The organism is Pedobacter aquatilis (genome assembly GCF_032678425.1).
GTDB classification, from domain to species: Bacteria; Bacteroidota; Bacteroidia; order Sphingobacteriales; family Sphingobacteriaceae; genus Pedobacter; species Pedobacter aquatilis_B.
This window is the reverse complement of record NZ_JAVTSG010000002.1, coordinates 497,594-515,331: the sequence shown is the minus strand read 5'-3', so window position 1 is coordinate 515,331 and position 17,738 is coordinate 497,594. Positions and strand designations below refer to the sequence as shown.

The following is a 17,738-nucleotide window of genomic DNA, read 5'->3' as shown; positions in this document are numbered from 1 at the left end:
TGCTTCTTGCCTCGCAATGACGTTGTTAATCTTAGTTTAACTTATAATTTACAACATTCAATCCGGTTAATTGTTCTAAGAACTTATTGTTCGGATTTATCTTTAAATTTTTAGAGGGTAAATCTAGCATAAACTCCTTTTCTCTATCGTAAATCGCAAAATTTAGCTGACAGTTTTGCTGTTCTGAGTTTGCCTTATTGTCTGCTAAAATTTCCTCAATTTGGCGCATTAATTCATCATTTACCTTTTCTATTGGCACTTGAATGGTTATTGTTTTTGCCAGTTTATCTCTTAACTCAGACATTAAATTTATCGACGTGATTTTGAATTCCCAATCGCCTGCTTTTCCAAAACGTTCACCAACTCTACCACGAATTTGTAAGAAATAGCCTTCGGTTAAAAATGATTTAAACTTGAGGAAATCTTCACCAAAAAGCGCCATTTCACAAGCATCATCATAATCTTCAAAAACAAATGTTCCGAATGGCTTACCCGTTTTTGTAATACGTTGAGATGCGGTAACAACCAATCCGCCCACACATAACTCTCTGTTTTTTAAAGTTTCAAATACGGCGAGCACGTCTTCATTCGTATCACCCATACGTACTTTATTGATAACACTTAATTGCTTAACACCGTGTGTGCAAAATCTATCTAACTCTAGTTTATAATTATCTAGCGGATGACCTGAAAGGAAAATTCCAATCGCATCCTTCTCATATTTTAATCTATCCATTAAAGCCCACTCAGGCGAAACCGGCAAAGATGGCTCTAAAATCATATCGGCTTTTGAACCACCAAATAACGATGCCTGTGAGGTACTTTCATTATTCTGGAAATCGTTGGCATATTTGATTATTTTCTCAATGCCATTCATTTTATCATTTGGACCGATGTAAAAATACTGCGCTCTGTGACCGCCGAATGCATCAAAAGCACCGCTGTAAACAAAACTTTCGTAAGCTTTTTTGTTTACGATACGGGTATTAGAACGTTTTGCAAAATCGTAAATGCTAATGAAAGGCCCTTTTTCTAATCGTTCTTCGATAATACTTTCTACCGCCTTTTCTCCAACACCTTTAACTGCCGACATACCAAAGCGAACTTCGCCGTTGGTGTTTACCGAGAATTTCAAATCAGATTCGTTAACATCTGGACCTAAAACAACAACGCCCATTTGGCGGCATTCTTCCATAAAGAAAGCCACTTGTTTAATATCGCTCATGTTATTAGAAAGTACTGCAGCCATATATTCTGCCGGATAATGTGCTTTCAAGAACGCAGTTTGATAAGCAATCCAAGCATAACAAGTTGAGTGAGATTTATTGAATGCATAAGATGCAAAAGCTTCCCAATCTTTCCAGATTTTTTCTAACGTATCAGCTGCGTGTCCTTTTTCCGAAGCTTGCTTTACAAATTTAGGCTTCATTTTATCCAATACATCTTTTTGCTTTTTACCCATTGCTTTACGCAAAACATCGGCCTCACCTTTGGTAAAACCAGCCAATTTTTGCGACAAAAGCATTACCTGCTCTTGGTAAACGGTAATTCCATAGGTTTCTTTAAGGTATTCTTCGCACGCATCTAAATCGTATTTTATTTCCTCCTCGCCATTTTTTCTTCTTACGAAACTTGGAATATACTCCATCGGTCCAGGGCGGTATAATGCGTTCATGGCAATTAAATCATCGAAAACCGTTGGTTTTAATTCCTTCATGTATTTCTGCATACCCGGACTCTCATATTGGAAAATACCAATGGTTTCGCCACGTTGGAAAAGCTCGTAAGTTGCTACATCATCAATCGGAAAAGTATCCGGATCTAGATCAATATCATGTCTTTTCTTAACGAGTTTAACAGTATCTTTTATCAGGGTTAGGGTTTTCAAACCCAAAAAGTCCATTTTTAATAAACCCGCACTTTCTACAACGGAGTTGTCGAACTGGGTAACATATAAATCTGAATCTTTCGCCGTAGCAACCGGAACGAAATTGGTAATATCACTTGGGGTAATAATTACACCACAAGCGTGGATACCTGTATTTCTTAAAGAGCCCTCTAAAACTTGCGCTTGCTGAATGGTTTCGGCACTTAAATCCTTAAGTCCGCCCATGTTTTTCAGTTCCACAACACGTTCATATTCATCTGGTCGAAGCGAATCTTTTAAGGTTTTCTCATCAAGATTGAAGATTTTTGCAAGCTTCATATTCGGAATCAGCTTCGCTATTTTATCCGCTTCAAATAATGGTAAATCTAAAACCCTCGCCGTATCGCGAATGGACGATTTCGCCGCCATTGTACCATAAGTGATAATTTGCGCCACCTGACTAGAACCGTATTTATTAATTACGTATTCCATTACACGTCCGCGTCCCTCATCATCAAAATCGATATCAATATCGGGCATGGACACACGATCCGGATTTAAGAAACGCTCAAAAAGGAGATCATATTTTATCGGGTCGATGTTGGTAATCCAAAGGCAATACGCAACTACGGAGCCTGCCGCAGAACCACGACCAGGACCAACAGAAACATCCCTCCTTCTGGCTTCGGCAATAAAATCTTGTACAATTAAGAAATAACCCGGATAACCCGTTTTCTCAATCGTTGCCAATTCAAAGTCTAAGCGTTCGGTAACTTCAGGTGTTAATTCGCCGTAGCGGATTTTTGCGCCTTCGTAAGTTAAATGTCTTAAAAATTTATTTTCTCCACGTTTTCCGCCATCCTCTTCATCTTCAGCAACTAGAAATTGTTCAGGAATATCAAATTTTGGAAGTAAAACCTCACGTGCAAGTTTGTAGGTTTCAATCTTATCTACAATTTCCTGTATGTTTAAAATCGCCTCTGGCAAATCGGCAAAAAGCGATTTCATCTCATCAGCAGATTTAAAATAGTATTCTTGATTGGGCAAACCATAACGGTAACCACGGCCACGACCAATCGGCGTTGCCTGCTTCTCGCCATCTTTTACACAAAGTAAAATATCGTGCGCATTAGCATCTTTTTTGTTGATGTAATACGTGTTATTTGTAGCAACCAGTTTAACCGTATGCTTCTTAGCCAAGGAAATTAAAGATTCGTTTACACGATTTTCATCTTCCTGATTGTGACGCATTACCTCAACATAAAAATCATCGCCAAACATTTGCTTCCACCAAATCAAAGCTTCCTCTGCTTGGGTTTCGCCCAGATTTAAAATCTTATTAGAAATCTCTCCAGATAAATTACCTGAAAGTACAATGATATCTTCTTTATACTGCTCAATTACATTTCTATCAATACGAGGAACATAATAAAAGCCTTTGGTATAAGCGATTGAGGACATTTTAGCTAAATTATGGTAGCCATTTTTATTCTTCGCCAATAGTACCATTTGGTAACCATTATCTTTTGCAGTTCTATCTAAATGGTTATCGCAAACAAAAAACTCTACACCAACAATCGGTGTCATTACCATTTCTGTTGGTCGTTGGCCTGCTTCAATTGCTTCAGCATTTTTAGCTTCTGCAGCTTTGTTATGGTTTAAAACTGCATTTACAAAGTGAAAAGCGCCCATCATATTCGCATGATCAGTCATTGCAACGGCTGGCATTTTTTGTGCCGCAGTAGCTTTTATCAAGGCAGGAATACTAATGGTACTTTGAAGAACCGAAAATTGTGTGTGGTTATGCAAATGCACAAAAGTTGCTGCAGCAAGTTCTTGTTTATTTCCTTCAAGTTCTTGTTTAGAAATTCCACCACCTTCAGCTTTTTGAATGCGTTTGCGGATTTCTTCAGATGCCGACTTTAAATTAACGTGTTTTAAACCAACACCTTCAATTGTTGTAGGGTTTATTTCTCTAAAACGAGGGAAATATTCAGCATCAACTAAAAGTTCTTCCTTTTTAAAAACTTCGCGTTTTACCAATTCCAAAAAACAACGCGTTGTAGCTTCCACATCGGCGGTTGCATTGTGTGCTTCGCTAAAAGGAACCCCAAATAAGTAAGAGTGTAATTCGGTTAAGGTTGGTAATTTAAATTTACCACCTCTACCGCCTGGCAATTGTAAAAGTTGTGCAGTAATTTCTGTACAAGTATCTAAAACTGGCATTTCGGCCATACGATTTGCAACGCCAAAACGGTGAAACTCGCAGCCCATAATGTTAACATCGAAGCCAACATTTTGCCCAACAATAAATTTAGCTTTGTTTAAAACCTCATTAAATTTAGCAAGCATTTCATCGAATGAAATACCTTGTTCAATGGCTAAATCGGTAGAAATTCCATGAATTCTTTCGGCATCGTAAGGAATGTTAAATCCTTCTGGTTTTACCAGATAATCTTGATGTTCAACCAATCTCCCCATCTCATCGTGCAATTGCCAGGCGATTTGAATACAACGCGGCCAATTATCGGTATCGGTAATTGGTGCATTATAGTTACGCGGCAAACCTGTGGTTTCAGTATCAAAAATTAAGTACATATGCTGCTTTAAAGAATTAGCCGTTCAGAATAATAACGGTTCTTCAAAAATAAGGAATTTGACACCTTAAGTTGTCAGTAAATTATCAACAAAAGATAAGAATTGCAGGAATGTATTTTGACTTAGAGAATTGCGATAGAAGCTGTCATTCTGAACACAGTGAAGAATTTTAGAGTTGTGAAAACGAGGCCTTCATTTCGACTGAAACACAGCGAAATGGAGAAGTCTTTGCAACTAAAAGCAAAATTTAAGGATTTCTCGACTTCGCTTGAAATGACGGAATACTAGGAAATCAAATATCATTTGGCAGGTTTAACCTAGCTTAGCCTAAGCACAAAATCTCCGTTTTATTCTAAACTGGCCTAACAAATTTTTGGGAAAGCACCATCAAAGCCAAAGTACTAACCTTAAAACAAAAATTTTCAGCCGGCAATTTTGTTTCTTTTGTTGTCAAAAGAAAAAAGCCTGTCTGGCTAAGATTAATAACACTCAAACTTGCGAAGTCAACTTCTGTAAGAAGATTGAAAGGCAGATGAAAAATCGGTTTTGCAATGATGAGCGCACTTACAAACATCCTAAAAATGCTCCTGACTCACCAGTTCACTTACATCATATCCTTTCTCACGGCATCTTTCTATAATATCAACCAATAATTCAGCTTCCATTCTAGGTTCACGAGCCATTATAAAAAGGTATTTTTCATCTGGATGTCCAACAACTACATAACTGTAATCTTCTGCCAATTCAATAATCCAATATCCGACTTTAAACGGCCAGAAAAACTGCGCTTTCATATATCCATCGGCTTTCTCATCATAAAAAAACAATTTCGAAGTAATCGTTTTTTCTTCAGGATTGCCTTCCTTATGGTAAGTTGTTAAAACATCAAAGTGATCATCTTCTTTTAAAGTGTAAGTTTCCGTTGTCTGTTTCCAATGCTTATCCATTAAAGTAGGGATGGAATATAATGAATACCATTTACCCTCGAAAGTTTTATAATCTAAATTTGAAATCGGTTTATTTTCCATAGAATGAATATCTTTTATCTTTTATCTTTTATCTTTTATCTTTTAAGTAAACCCTCATCAAATTATAAAGTTTTGAAAAGGATTTTTTAACCTTATATTTATTTATACCTTCGATTGATAATTAACAGCAAACCATAAAAAATATAGATATATGAAAGTAACGGTTGTAGGAGCAGGCGCTGTAGGCGCAACTTGTGCAGATAACATTGCACGTAAAGAACTGGCTAACGAGCTTGTATTACTAGATATTAAAGAAGGTTTCGCCGAAGGGAAAGCTATCGACATGATGCAAACTGCTACCCTTTTAGGTTTCGATACAAAAATTTCGGGTGTAACAAATGATTACAGTAAAACTGCTGGTTCGGATGTTGTTGTAATCACTTCTGGCTTACCACGTAAACCCGGAATGACCCGCGAAGAATTAATTGGAATTAACGCCGGCATTGTAAAAGGTGTTGCCGAAAATATATTAAAATTCTCTCCAGAAGCGATTATTATTGTGATTAGTAATCCAATGGATACAATGACCTATTTGGCATTGAAATCTTTAGGATTACCTAAAAACCGCATTATTGGAATGGGCGGTACTTTAGATAGTTCTCGTTTCAAATTCTATTTATCACAAGCATTAGATTGCAACCCGAACGATTTACAAGGTTTTGTAATTGGCGGTCATGGCGATACAACCATGATACCTTTAACCCGTTTGGCAACTTACCAAAGTTTACCAGTTAGCAATTTATTAGATAAAGCTACGCTTGATAAAGTTGCGGCTGATACTATGGTTGGTGGTGCAACTTTAACTGGTTTAATTGGAACATCGGCATGGTACGCACCTGGAGCTGCCGGAGCTGCCTTGGTTGAAGCCATTTTACGCGATGAAAAGAAATTATTTACTTGCTGCGTTTCACTTGAGGGAGAATATGGACAAAATGATATTTGCCTAGGTGTACCTGTAATTATCGGTCGCAATGGTTGGGAAAAAATTATTGATTTCAAATTAACTGACGAAGAACAAACTGCATTTAACAAAAGCGCAGATGCAGTTAGAAATATGAATACCGTACTGGCGGATATGAAATTAGTTTAATATTCGAAATTGAAGCAACACAGACGAAAGTTTAACGTCTACTGTTTAGTCTCAATTTTTAAACGCTTATGAAATTAATTTCAATTCCACTAAAACTTATAAACTTACAAGATGACGGCTTCCACCTATTGGTGGAAGTTGTTGTTTTTAAAGAAAAGCATTTTGCTGTATTAGATACTGGGGCATCCAGAACCGTTTTCGATAAGTCTTTGATAGAAAAACACCTATCAGAAACCTTAAAGGTATCTGACGAGATAAACGCAGCAACATTATTTACAACTACAACAACAATCCAGGCAACCATTCCGGAATTAAAAATTGGCAAATTAAAAATTCCAGCCTACGAAACTGTCGCGTTTGATTTGCAATCGGTTAGCGAAACTTACGAGCAATTTGGTCACCCGCCCATTGGTTGTATAATTGGTGGCGATATTTTAATGAAACATCAGGCGGTTATCGACTATGAAAATTTATTACTCCTTCTAAAAAAATAATCTGTAAGCTGATTAAAATCATATTTTAATCACCGACTTTGCTCCATATTTGCATCAGGATTACAAAGATATTTAGCAACATGAGCAAAAGCGATATTAAAAACCGGGAAGACATTATACTTCTGGTAAATACCTTTTACGAAAAGGTTCAAAAGGATAATAAAATCGGAACTATTTTTACAGATGTTGCACAAGTAGATTGGTCGCATCATTTACCTAAAATGTACGATTTTTGGGAGAGCATTCTTTTCGGGAAGGCAACTTATAAAGGCAACCCTATGCTAACACATTTTGCATTGCAACAAAAAGTCGATTTACTTCAAGAAGAATTTGATAGATGGAAATCGCTTTTTTACACTACAGTTGATGAACTTTTTGAGGGTGAAAACGCTGAAACCATTAAGCAAAAAGCGCAATCAATCGCCGATTTAATGCACTTTAAACTAAACTCGCCAAAGCCAAAAATTAATATCGTTTAAAAATTTGTGTCATTTGATTGTTTGTTTTAAATTTAGGTAAACAAACAAATTAGATATGAAATTTTTAAGAGTCTTATTAGGAATTATTGTTGTATTGGCAATAATTTTGGTGGTTGGAAGTTTCTTCCTGCCTAAAACTTATTCGGTAAGCAGAAGCACAACCATTAATGCAACTGATAGCGTAGTCTACAAAAACATCGCTGATTTTAACGAATTCTACAAATGGAATCCATGGGCTAAAATGGAACCTACAGCTAAAACAACCTTCACCGGTGCTCCATGCGAACCTGGTCATGTTTATGCCTGGGTTGGAAAAGAAACTGGTGCCGGAGAAATGAAAATTTTAAAGGTTGAACCAAACAAGCAAGTTGATATCGATTTGTTTTTTAAAGAACCTTTTGAAAGCCATGCAGACACAAAATTTGATATTGTACCAGAAGCAGGCGGCAACAAAGTAACCTGGACCATGAGTGGCGAGAACAATTTCATTAGTAAATGGATGTGTGTTGTGATGGGTGGCATGGACAAAATGATTGGAAAAGATTTTGAAAGCGGTTTAGCATCCTTAAAGGAGAAATCAGAAAAAGGAAACTAAAACACTCTATTTTCTTATGAAGCCTTTCGCTAAAACGGAAGGCTTTTTTTTGTAATATTTTTTTGTTGATAAACAATAATGTCTATTTTACATGACTAAAACCAAATTATACAGATTTGGTAATCCCTACACTTTAAATTAATTGCTGAAAAGATGAATTTGTTAATTGTTGAAGATGAGCCAAATGTGGTTTCAGTAATTTCTAGAGGCTTAACTGAAGAAGGTTTTGAAGTTAGTATAGCTCCAGATGGCTTAATCGGAAAGCAAATGGCATTAAATAATGATTTCAGCTTGATTATTTTAGACATCATGTTGCCAGGAATTAATGGTTTGGAATTATGCAAAATCATCAAAGAACAAAAACCGAATACACCTGTAATTATGCTTACGGCTTTGGGTACCACCGAAAATGTTGTAAATGGCTTAGATAATGGTGCAGATGATTACCTGATTAAACCATTTAAGTTTGCTGAACTTTTCGCCCGCATCAGAACATTATTAAGGAGATATAGTGGCGCAGCTACAAATGATCAGATAATTCAGGTTGCTGATTTAAAAATTAACTTGAGCGCTAAAACCGTTCAACGTAATAACCAAGACATTACACTTACAGCTACAGAATATAGACTACTGGAATTTATGGCTAAAAATAAATCTAAAATTTTATCTAGAATTGATATTTTGGAAAGCGTATGGGATATAGATTTTAACCTTGGCACTAACGTGGTTGATGTTTACGTTAACTATCTCCGAAAAAAGATTGATAAAAACTACGAACCAAAATTAATTCGCACTGCTGTTGGTTTAGGTTATGTTTTAAGGGAACAATAATGTCTATCGCCAAAAAAATCACATTACTCTTTGTAATCTTATCTGCGGTAATTATTTCGCTGTTAAGTGGTTTTGTTTGGTATTTCTCAAATGAGTTTGCTTTCGAAGATTTTTACAAGCGTTTAGAAGCGAGGGTAAATATTGCCGCTCAAATTAAACTCTACAAAGACGATAACAACATCGTTTACGCTAAAATGCGCAACCAATATTTAGAACGTCTTCCATCAGAAAAGGAATACATTGTTGAAGCTGGAAAAACGGAGCAAACGCTGGATAAAGAATTATCCCAAAGCTTTTATAAGAGAATCAATTCTGGCTTTACAGCCAGGTACAGAACTGGAAATCACTTTTATGCGGGTAAATATTTCAAAAATCCTTCTGGTGGATATATTGTAATTGTATCGGCAAATGATCCGGTTGGTTTTAGAGAGCTAAAAGACCTTCAAAAAATATTAATAATTGGATTTTTCCTTTCCGTATTCTTATCATTTATTGTTGGCTGGAAATTTTCCGATTACATGCTTCAGCCATTGCGTAATATTATAAGGAGTGTTAAGCACATGAAAGCCGAAAATTTGCATATGCGCTTAGATGTTAAAAAAGGCAAGGATGAAATGACTCAACTTGCCGAAACCTTTAACAACATGCTAAATCGGTTGGAAACCGCTTTTGAAACGCAAAATAATTTTATAAGTAATGCTTCGCATGAGTTACGCACACCTTTAACCATTATAAGTGGCGAGCTTGAGTTAGCCATAAATACCAAGCAAGATGCCGAAAAGCAGCATAAAGCATTAACTAAAATTAAGGATGAAGCAGACCGTTTGGAACACATCATCACCAGCTTGCTTGGCATGGCACAATCTGGTTTCAATGGAAAAAACCAACCTTGGGAACAAGTTCGGGTTGATGAAATTGTTTGGGAAGTTATTGAAGCTGTAAATTTGGTTCACCCTGAAAACAAAATTGAAGTAGATTTAAGCCGATTACCAGAAGATGAAAATCAATTGGTAATACGGGCAATTAAGAACTTGGTTAAGCTTGCCATTTCAAATATTGTAAGTAATGCTTGCAAATACTCAAACAATAATGTGGTTACCGTTTTAATAGAAAGTAACCAAAATATTGTTTCTGTCGCAGTAACTGATAGAGGTATTGGCATTCCTCAATCAGATATTCAACACATTTTCGAACCGTTTTACAGAGCATCCAATACTGACGAATTTAAAGGTTATGGAATTGGTTTGCCACTATCATTAAATATTATTAGATTGCATCGTGGCAGCATTGGCATCAAATCTCAGGTTGGTGCTGGCACCGAAATAAAGGTTATGATTCCGACTAACTCTAGTCAATAATCTATTGATTGTCAATAGCAAACCCTTCCATTAAGTATTTCCAGGTTAAATTCAAGTATTTAAAATTCTAATCTAATTTTAATCTTACTCTTATTCGGCTGTAATCTCATTGGCTTAAAATTGTAGTATAAAATATTATCAATTAAAAAAGAAAAGCCATGAAAACAGTATTAGTACCAACAGATTTCAATTTAGAAAGCACTAAAATTATCGATGCGCTTATTCAAAATCAACCGAATGAGAAATTAAATATAATTTTCTTACATGCGTTTAAACTTTCAGATTCTATAACGGATATGTTAATGTTGAGTCGCCGCAGCCGCGATTATGAAAACGTTAGTGATGAATTTTATCAAACCATAAATCAATACCGCGAAAGGTTTCCAAACCAAGTTGCAACAACTGGCGTAGAATACTTTTATGGAAGCACAGTTGCAGCATTTAAAAACTTTATCGAAGCATTCGATGTTGATTTTATCGCCTATCCGAAAGCATATGATTTCCGTCCGATAAACAAATACAGCATTAACCCGAAATTTTTAACAGAACGTTCTGGATGTGCCGTACTTGAATTAGACATTAACAACAATCAGGTTCAAGAAAACTTAATCGATTCGAAAATACCTGAAAAAGAATTAATAGAGGCAACTGCCTAATTATACACGAATTTAAATCAGTTATCATGCTGTTACGTAATAATATTCCGCTCACCTATATATTTGGAAAAATAAAAACAGAGTTACTTTTTGTAATAAGTTACTCTGTAGGTATCGTTGTTCTATACCAAAATTTCCACATCACACGCATCTCTATTCCTGTAGCAGTACCAGCACTTTTGGGTACGGTAATTTCATTATTACTCGCCTTTAGATCTAACCAGGCTTACGATAGATGGTGGGAAGCCAGAATACTTTGGGGTGCAATTGTAAACGATTCAAGATCGATTTCCCGTCAGATTTTATCGTTTGTAGAAAATCCTTATCAGCAAGAAGATATTGAACAATTCAAAGATCGCTTTATTAAACGCCAAATTGCCTGGTGTTATGCGCTTAGCCAATCTTTAAGGGGCTTTAATCCACGTAAAGGCTTAGAGCAGTATTTATCTCCAGAAGAAATGGATTTTATTAAGAAACGTAAAAATGTTACCGTTACTTTATTAGAATTGCATGGTATGGATTTGAAAAGAGCCTTGCAGGAAGGCTGGATTAATAAATATCAACAAATAGAAATTGATAAAACCATTACTGCATTGTGTAACCACATGGGCGGCTCTGAAAGGATTAAGAACACGGTTTTCCCGGTAACCTATAGTAAATACATCAGTATGTCTATCCATTTATTTATCGTTTTATTGCCTTTTGGTTTGATAGAATATTTTGGATATATGGAAGTTCCATTGGTTGTTGCAATTGCGGCTTTTTTCTTATTGGTTGAAAAAATGGCTGTGCACTTGCAAGACCCTTTTGAGAACAAACCTACAGATACCCCTACAACAACGATTTGCAGAACCATTGAAAGAGATTTATTGCAAATGTTGGATGATAATAAAATATACGAGGATAAACCTCAAACCGAACTTGCTCCAATGGGCTCGTACTATATCTTGTAATAGAAATAGTTTTTAGTTACATCTCATAGTTTGGGATGGTTAGTTAGGCCGTTGCTTTCTCTCCGGATGGAGAAAAGGTTAGGCAGAGGTTAATAATTGACTTAACAATTATTGATTCTAAAAGCAAAAACCCTCTTCAAGTTAAACTCGAAGAGGGTTTTAATTTTTTGCCTTTCAGCTTTAGTCCTTTTTCTTTTTAGCTCTAATTAAGCATCAATCTTTGCGTATTTCGCATTACGTTCAATAAACTCTCTACGTGGCGCAACTTCATCGCCCATTAACATAGAAAAAGTATGATCGCATTCTGCAGCACTTTCGATTGTAGCTTGCATTAAAGTACGTGTAGCTGGGTTTAAAGTAGTATCCCACAATTGTTCTGCGTTCATTTCTCCTAAACCTTTGTAACGTTGTATATGTACACTATCTTCTTTACCAGCACCTTTTAAACGTTGTACAGCGGCATCGCGTTGTACATCATTCCAGCAATATTCAAACTCTTTACCTTTTTTAACCTGATAAAGCGGTGGTGAAGCAATATAAACGTAACCAGCCTCAATTAAAGCACGCATGTAACGGTAAAAGAACGTTAAAATCAAAGTTGTAATGTGTGAACCGTCGATATCCGCATCCGTCATGATTACAATTTTGTGGTAACGCAACTTAGTTAAGTTCAAAGCCTTATCGTCTTCTGGAGTACCAATGCTAACGCCAATCGCCGTAAACATATTCTTAATCTCATCGTTTTCGTAAATCTTGTGCTCCATTGCTTTTTCAACATTCAAAATCTTACCCTTTAAAGGTAAAATAGCCTGAATGTTTCTATCACGACCTTGCTTAGCAGTTCCACCTGCCGAGTCACCCTCTACTAAGAAAATTTCACATCTTTCCGGGTCACTGTCTGAGCAATCGGCCAATTTTCCTGGCAAGCCAGAACCACCCATTACACTCTTGCGTTGAACCATTTCGCGGGCTTTACGAGCCGCAGCACGAGCTGTAGCCGCTAAAATCACCTTATTGATGATCATTTTAGCCTCTTTAGGATTTTCTTCCAAGTAATAACCCAAAGCCTCTCCTACCGCAACATCAACTGCGCCCATTACCTCACTGTTGCCCAATTTGGTTTTGGTTTGACCTTCAAATTGCGGTTCTTGTACTTTTACAGAAACTACTGCCGTTAAACCTTCTCTAAAGTCATCACCGGTAATTTCCATTTTAAGGTTTTTTAGCAAACCAGATTTATCGGCATAAGCTTTTAATGTTCTGGTTAAACCTCTACGGAAACCTGCAATGTGTGTTCCACCTTCGTGGGTATTAATGTTGTTTACATAAGAGTGTACATTCTCCGAATAGCTATCGTTATACTGAAAAGCTAACTCAACTGGTATGCCATTTTTAATACCTTCGATATAAATTGGTTCTGGCAAGAAAGATGCTCTTGTACCATCTAAAAAGGCAACAAATTCCTTTAAACCACCTTCAGAGTGGAAAACTTCCGAGAAGAAAGTGCCATCTTCTAATGTTTCACGCTCATCTGTTAGGGTTAACGTAATTCCTTTATTTAGGAAAGCCAATTCGCGTAAGCGTCCAGCTAAAGTATCGTACTTATACTCCGTTGTTTGCGTAAAAATAGTTGGATCCGGACTGAAAGTTACAATTGTACCACGTTTATCCGTTGTACCAACTTCTTTCACATCATATTGAGGAACACCAATTTTATATTCCTGCATCCAGATTTTACCTTCACGGTGTACTTCGGCTTTTAAATCGGTAGATAATGCGTTAACGCAACTTACCCCAACACCGTGTAAACCACCAGAAACCTTGTAAGTGTCCTTATCGAATTTACCACCAGCGTGTAAAACCGTCATAACGATTTCTAATGCCGATTTATTTTCCTTTTTGTTGATACCGGTTGGAATACCACGACCGTTATCTTCTACCCTGATTGAGTTTCCTTCTAAAATTCTAACGTCAATTGTATCCGCATGACCGGCCAAAGCCTCATCAATTGAGTTATCTACAACCTCGTAAACCAAGTGGTGCAAACCTTTTACACCAGTATCACCTATATACATCGAAGGGCGCTTACGCACCGCTTCTAAACCTTCTAAAACCTGTATATTATCTGCCGAATAATTTGACTTTAAATCTTGTTCTTCGCTCATATTTTGTTTAAAACTATAATCATCAAAAATACGGAAATTTCGGCACTTTAACTAATATGTGGATAAGTTTTGAGGGGATAAAAAAATGCATTTTAAAGGCGTAAATAAGATTTTGAAAAGCAAAAGCTGTAGCTTCAATTAATGTTCGTCCCGCTTTTTATTACAAGCCCCGAGAAAATCGGGGGCTTTCCATTTCAATCGGGTTTAATCTTCAAAAACTCTGGCTCTTTTGTTTCTTCCGCACCTTGCAACCGCCGATTGAAAAGCTACATTTGCCACCTAAACCCGATATTAGCGGAAATACTTTTTGTTTGATCAAACTCCGAAAATACTGTCAAAAACCTCAACAAAAAGATTGTAGCGCTTAGCGGGAAGAAACTTTAGATTGAAAAACTGCTATTGCTTTTCAAATATTTTTTAATGCTTAACGTTTTAAGCTATTAGTGCATAACTCTTAAATTGCATATAAAAACTAATTTATATAAGTTTGCTAAAATTTATTAAACAATAATGGAAAGAAGAACCTTGAAAACCTTTGGTTTATTTGCAACGGCAGCATTAATTACAGCTTTTTCTGCATGCCAAAACAAAGACGCTAAATCAACTGAAACTAAAAAAACAGATAGTACAACTACTGCAGCATCTGCTGATGAGAAAATTGTATTCGTTAACTCTGACTCTTTGTTAACAAAATACGATTATTTTAAAGACCTTAAAGTTAAATTTGAAGGTAAAAGCAAGAATGCTCAGGCGGATATGCAAGCTAAAGGTCAGGCTTTTCAAAGAGAGGTTAATCAATACCAACAATCTGCTCAAACTTTATCGGCCGACCAACGTAAATCTACTGAAGAACGTTTAGCTCGTAAACAACAAGAATTGCAAACTTACCAACAAAATGCTGGTGGTGCTTTGCAGAATGAGCAAGCTGTAGAAAACGAAAAACTTTATGATAAAGTTGCGGCTTACTTAAAAGTTTATGCTAAAGATAAAGGCTATAAAATGGTTTTAACTTACTCTAAAGGTAACAGTGCTATTTTATTTGCTGATGAGAGTTTAGATGTAACTGCTGAGGTTATTAAAGGCTTAAATGCGGATTATTCTAAAAAATAATCAAAAGAAATATTAAAATTTTAAATGCCCTGAATATTCGGGGCATTTTTTTTGCTTCAAATTTTATATGGAAAATCTGGAAAAACATGCCGAATTTATGCATTTGGCCATCACGCTTTCGGTAAAGAATGTTAGCGAAAACATTGGGGGGCCATTTGGTGCAGTTGTGGTTAAAAATGGTGAAATTGTTGCAGGTTCTGGCAATAAAGTTACCTCAACAAACGACCCAACCGCACATGCAGAAGTTTCGGCAATTAGGTTGGCCTGCACAAAACTAAATACTTTTGATTTAAGCGGTTGCGTAATTTACACCAGCTGCGAACCTTGCCCAATGTGTTTGGCTGCTATTTATTGGGCCAGAATTGATACCATTTATTACGCGAATACGAAAGTTGACGCCGAGAACATTGGTTTTAGCGATAAGTTTATTTATGAGGAATTAGAAAAAGATATGAACAATAGAAGTTTGCCAATTAAACAAATGATGAGAGATGAAGCGATGGAGGCTTTTAAACTTTGGGAAACATCGCCAATGCGAATAGATTATTAATAAAAATGCCCGATTAAAATCGGGCATTTTTATTATTTACTTACTTGCTTCTTTTGTGGTAAGCAAGCCAAGCATGGAATCGATTTCTTTTACAACCCCATCATCAGAACCGGAAAATCCTACGGCCTTAAACCTGATATTTCCTGCTCCATCAATTACAAATTTGGTAGGAATTCCATCAACTTTATACGCACTTACAATATCAAATTTCGATGGATCTTTTACATTTTTAGTATCGTATAAAACGTTAAAGTTTAGTTTCTTTTCGGAGATAAAGTCGGTCACAACTTTTTCTCTGTTCTCTTCATTTTGCCATGTATTTACATATAAAAACACAACATTAGGGTTATTTGCATATTTAGCCATAGCTTTTTGCATCCCCGGAAAAGACGCTACACATGGGCCGCACCAGGTTGCCCAATAATCTAGTATCACAATCTTACCTTTCAAATCAGCAAGGTTAACCTTCTCTCCTTTTAAATTTGCCAACGAAAATGTTGGAGCAGGAATATTAATCATTTTTTTAGTCCACTCGGCTTTAGCTTTAGCCATCGCTTCTTTCTCTAAACCAGCCTTAAATGCTTCATATGTCCCCTCCTTTTTAAGATTTGTGTAAAGAATTTTGAAATCATTCTTTAATGAATCAGAAGCTTTTCCATCTTTAATCAATTTTTCTGCTTCAGCAAATGCCTTTTCATTTTGTCCATTCTTAATTAAATAAGTTACGTAACGCGTACTTACATCAGGTGGAATTACTTTATAAAATGAGATTGCCTTTTCTTGTGTTTCTAAAGCATCTTTAAATTTCTTGTCGTGATAAAGAAGCAATGCATAAGTATCTGCATACATACCCCAACTTTGGTTTAGCGCATTAATATAATCTTCTTTAGTTTGATAAAAAGCCGGTCTTTCATCATTCTTAGCCGATTCAATTAGTTCAAGAGATTGTTTAGAGATTTTGGTAGCGAATACAACATTTTCATTTTTCTCTGCTAAAGGCCAGGCAAATTGGTTATATAAACCTGCTCGAGAAGTTTTAGCTTCAACTTTGTTGGCATATAGTTCAAATTTCGCATCATTCTTGGCCTTTGCGAAAGATTCTGCAACTAAGCCATTGATAGAATTTAATTTGCCAATATCTGACTTCTTGCTTTTATCTAATTTAAACTTGGCAACCAACTGATTAGCTTTTTGCTCCAGCGCAACGGCATCCTTTTCAGAATATAGTGCATTCATCTCTTGACCAAATGCATAATCTCCAGTCGGAAATTTCTTTAAAATAATTGCTTTAACAGAATCGGCTTGTGCTTTTTTCTTTACGATGGTATATAAATTCAAATTTTTCAACAACTCATCTTCAGTCGGTTCTTTAATATTTGAAAGCTTTTTAATATTTTCTTCAACTAATTGTGTACCAGTTTCTTTATTAGCTCTGTAAGCATTAGATAAATATGATACCAGATGTTTCTTTTCTAACTCAGGTTTAATTGCGAAAGCTTGTTTATACAGTGCAGGGCTTTTTTCATAATCTAAGGTTAGACCCAAATAGTATTTACCGGCCATACCGTATAAAAAAGCCTGATTAATATAAGATTCGGCAGGAATTTTTCCATCCTTACTAAGTGCCAACATATAGCCATTTGGTGATTCGTCTTTTTGTTCATCAACGGAAAATGCTAATGCCGCAAGAGTTGTACTATCTGTCGTTTTAAATTCTCCTTTGTAAACCTCGCCTTCTTTCACTAAATCAATTTTTGCACTTTTAGGAGTAGTACTTGAAAAAAAACTGTATACAACACACTTAACATCACTCAAATTTTGCAATGTTGTACCTTTCGGGTCATACGTAAATTTAACCGTAGCACCGGCTTCCGGCTGTGCCTCTGAAAATTTAACGGATTGAGCACCTGCTAATTTTACTATATAACACAGCAGAATAAATAATTTTAATGATTTCATATTGA

General features: G+C 36.1%; 14 protein-coding genes. 10 read left to right on the top strand and 4 right to left on the bottom strand.

The annotated features are described in order from the left end of the window. Positions 1–31: 31 nt before the first annotated feature. Together dnaE and R2Q16_RS08260 are read right to left on the bottom strand one after the other, a co-directional pair. Positions 32–4,465, bottom strand: a complete 4,434-nt coding sequence (gene dnaE, locus R2Q16_RS08265) for a DNA polymerase III subunit alpha (protein WP_316736393.1) — start codon at positions 4,463–4,465, stop codon at positions 32–34. A gap of 575 nt (positions 4,466–5,040) precedes the next feature. Next, positions 5,041–5,493 (bottom strand): lipocalin family protein, encoded by a 453-nt coding sequence (locus tag R2Q16_RS08260; RefSeq protein ID WP_316736391.1) that lies wholly within the window; start codon positions 5,491–5,493, stop codon positions 5,041–5,043. Between the two features lie 151 nt (positions 5,494–5,644). On the opposite strand from R2Q16_RS08260, the gene mdh reads away from it, so the two are divergent. The 8 genes from mdh to R2Q16_RS08220 all read left to right on the top strand — a co-directional run bounded on the left by mdh (position 5,645) and on the right by R2Q16_RS08220 (position 11,949). Beyond that, on the top strand, positions 5,645–6,583 hold the full coding sequence (gene mdh, locus R2Q16_RS08255; protein ID WP_316736390.1) for a malate dehydrogenase: 939 nt from the start codon (positions 5,645–5,647) through the stop codon (positions 6,581–6,583). Positions 6,584–6,651: 68 nt separating this feature from the next. Continuing rightward, positions 6,652–7,077 (top strand): aspartyl protease family protein, encoded by a 426-nt coding sequence (locus R2Q16_RS08250; RefSeq protein WP_316736389.1) that lies wholly within the window; start codon positions 6,652–6,654, stop codon positions 7,075–7,077. 80 nt (positions 7,078–7,157) lie between these two features. Further along, positions 7,158–7,556, top strand: coding sequence for a group III truncated hemoglobin (locus R2Q16_RS08245; RefSeq protein ID WP_316736387.1), 399 nt, complete (start codon positions 7,158–7,160; stop codon positions 7,554–7,556). Positions 7,557–7,611: 55 nt separating this feature from the next. After that, complete coding sequence (locus tag R2Q16_RS08240) at positions 7,612–8,151, top strand: SRPBCC family protein (protein ID WP_316736386.1); 540 nt, start codon at positions 7,612–7,614, stop codon at positions 8,149–8,151. Positions 8,152–8,304: 153 nt separating this feature from the next. Continuing rightward, positions 8,305–8,982, top strand: coding sequence for a response regulator transcription factor (locus R2Q16_RS08235; RefSeq protein ID WP_316736385.1), 678 nt, complete (start codon positions 8,305–8,307; stop codon positions 8,980–8,982). After that, a complete protein-coding gene (locus R2Q16_RS08230) occupies positions 8,982–10,340 on the top strand; it encodes a HAMP domain-containing sensor histidine kinase (RefSeq protein WP_316736384.1) in 1,359 nt (452 codons plus the stop codon). The genes R2Q16_RS08235 and R2Q16_RS08230 overlap by 1 nt, the downstream gene beginning before the upstream one ends. Before the next feature lie 158 nt (positions 10,341–10,498). Continuing rightward, positions 10,499–10,996: a hypothetical protein gene (locus R2Q16_RS08225; RefSeq protein ID WP_316736383.1), complete on the top strand. Its 498-nt coding sequence runs from the start codon at positions 10,499–10,501 to the stop codon at positions 10,994–10,996. Between the two features lie 26 nt (positions 10,997–11,022). Further along, the gene (locus R2Q16_RS08220; RefSeq protein ID WP_316736381.1) at positions 11,023–11,949 is read left to right on the top strand and encodes a bestrophin family protein; all 927 of its coding nucleotides are present in this window, start codon (positions 11,023–11,025) and stop codon (positions 11,947–11,949) included. Positions 11,950–12,155: 206 nt separating this feature from the next. Here the strand turns inward: R2Q16_RS08220 and gyrB are convergent, their stop codons facing one another. Beyond that, the gene (gene gyrB / locus R2Q16_RS08215) at positions 12,156–14,114 is read right to left on the bottom strand and encodes a DNA topoisomerase (ATP-hydrolyzing) subunit B (protein WP_316736379.1); all 1,959 of its coding nucleotides are present in this window, start codon (positions 14,112–14,114) and stop codon (positions 12,156–12,158) included. A 510-nt stretch (positions 14,115–14,624) separates the two neighbouring features. Between gyrB and R2Q16_RS08210 the strand changes: the two genes are divergently transcribed. Together R2Q16_RS08210 and R2Q16_RS08205 are read left to right on the top strand one after the other, a co-directional pair. Further along, the gene (locus tag R2Q16_RS08210) at positions 14,625–15,224 is read left to right on the top strand and encodes an OmpH family outer membrane protein (RefSeq protein ID WP_316736377.1); all 600 of its coding nucleotides are present in this window, start codon (positions 14,625–14,627) and stop codon (positions 15,222–15,224) included. 67 nt (positions 15,225–15,291) lie between these two features. After that, positions 15,292–15,774, top strand: a complete 483-nt coding sequence (locus R2Q16_RS08205) for a nucleoside deaminase (protein ID WP_316736376.1) — start codon at positions 15,292–15,294, stop codon at positions 15,772–15,774. Between the two features lie 36 nt (positions 15,775–15,810). Here the strand turns inward: R2Q16_RS08205 and R2Q16_RS08200 are convergent, their stop codons facing one another. Continuing rightward, a complete protein-coding gene (locus R2Q16_RS08200; protein ID WP_316736374.1) occupies positions 15,811–17,733 on the bottom strand; it encodes a TlpA disulfide reductase family protein in 1,923 nt (640 codons plus the stop codon). Between the last annotated feature and the right edge of the window lie 5 nt (positions 17,734–17,738).

What these genes read in the sequence shown, in the direction of transcription:
- R2Q16_RS08245 (WP_316736387.1), top strand. Translation starts at nt 7,158, where the DNA reads ATGAGCAAAAGCGATATTAAAAACCGGGAAGACATTATACTTCTGGTA.
- mdh (WP_316736390.1), top strand. Translation starts at nt 5,645, where the DNA reads ATGAAAGTAACGGTTGTAGGAGCAGGCGCTGTAGGCGCAACTTGTGCA.
- R2Q16_RS08220 (WP_316736381.1), top strand. Translation starts at nt 11,023, where the DNA reads ATGCTGTTACGTAATAATATTCCGCTCACCTATATATTTGGAAAAATA.
- R2Q16_RS08240 (WP_316736386.1), top strand. Translation starts at nt 7,612, where the DNA reads ATGAAATTTTTAAGAGTCTTATTAGGAATTATTGTTGTATTGGCAATA.
- R2Q16_RS08250 (WP_316736389.1), top strand. Translation starts at nt 6,652, where the DNA reads ATGAAATTAATTTCAATTCCACTAAAACTTATAAACTTACAAGATGAC.
- R2Q16_RS08260 (WP_316736391.1), bottom strand. Translation starts at nt 5,493, where the DNA reads ATGGAAAATAAACCGATTTCAAATTTAGATTATAAAACTTTCGAGGGT.
- R2Q16_RS08225 (WP_316736383.1), top strand. Translation starts at nt 10,499, where the DNA reads ATGAAAACAGTATTAGTACCAACAGATTTCAATTTAGAAAGCACTAAA.
- gyrB (WP_316736379.1), bottom strand. Translation starts at nt 14,114, where the DNA reads ATGAGCGAAGAACAAGATTTAAAGTCAAATTATTCGGCAGATAATATA.
- R2Q16_RS08205 (WP_316736376.1), top strand. Translation starts at nt 15,292, where the DNA reads ATGGAAAATCTGGAAAAACATGCCGAATTTATGCATTTGGCCATCACG.
- dnaE (WP_316736393.1), bottom strand. Translation starts at nt 4,465, where the DNA reads ATGTACTTAATTTTTGATACTGAAACCACAGGTTTGCCGCGTAACTAT.
- R2Q16_RS08230 (WP_316736384.1), top strand. Translation starts at nt 8,982, where the DNA reads ATGTCTATCGCCAAAAAAATCACATTACTCTTTGTAATCTTATCTGCG.
- R2Q16_RS08200 (WP_316736374.1), bottom strand. Translation starts at nt 17,733, where the DNA reads ATGAAATCATTAAAATTATTTATTCTGCTGTGTTATATAGTAAAATTA.
- R2Q16_RS08210 (WP_316736377.1), top strand. Translation starts at nt 14,625, where the DNA reads ATGGAAAGAAGAACCTTGAAAACCTTTGGTTTATTTGCAACGGCAGCA.
- R2Q16_RS08235 (WP_316736385.1), top strand. Translation starts at nt 8,305, where the DNA reads ATGAATTTGTTAATTGTTGAAGATGAGCCAAATGTGGTTTCAGTAATT.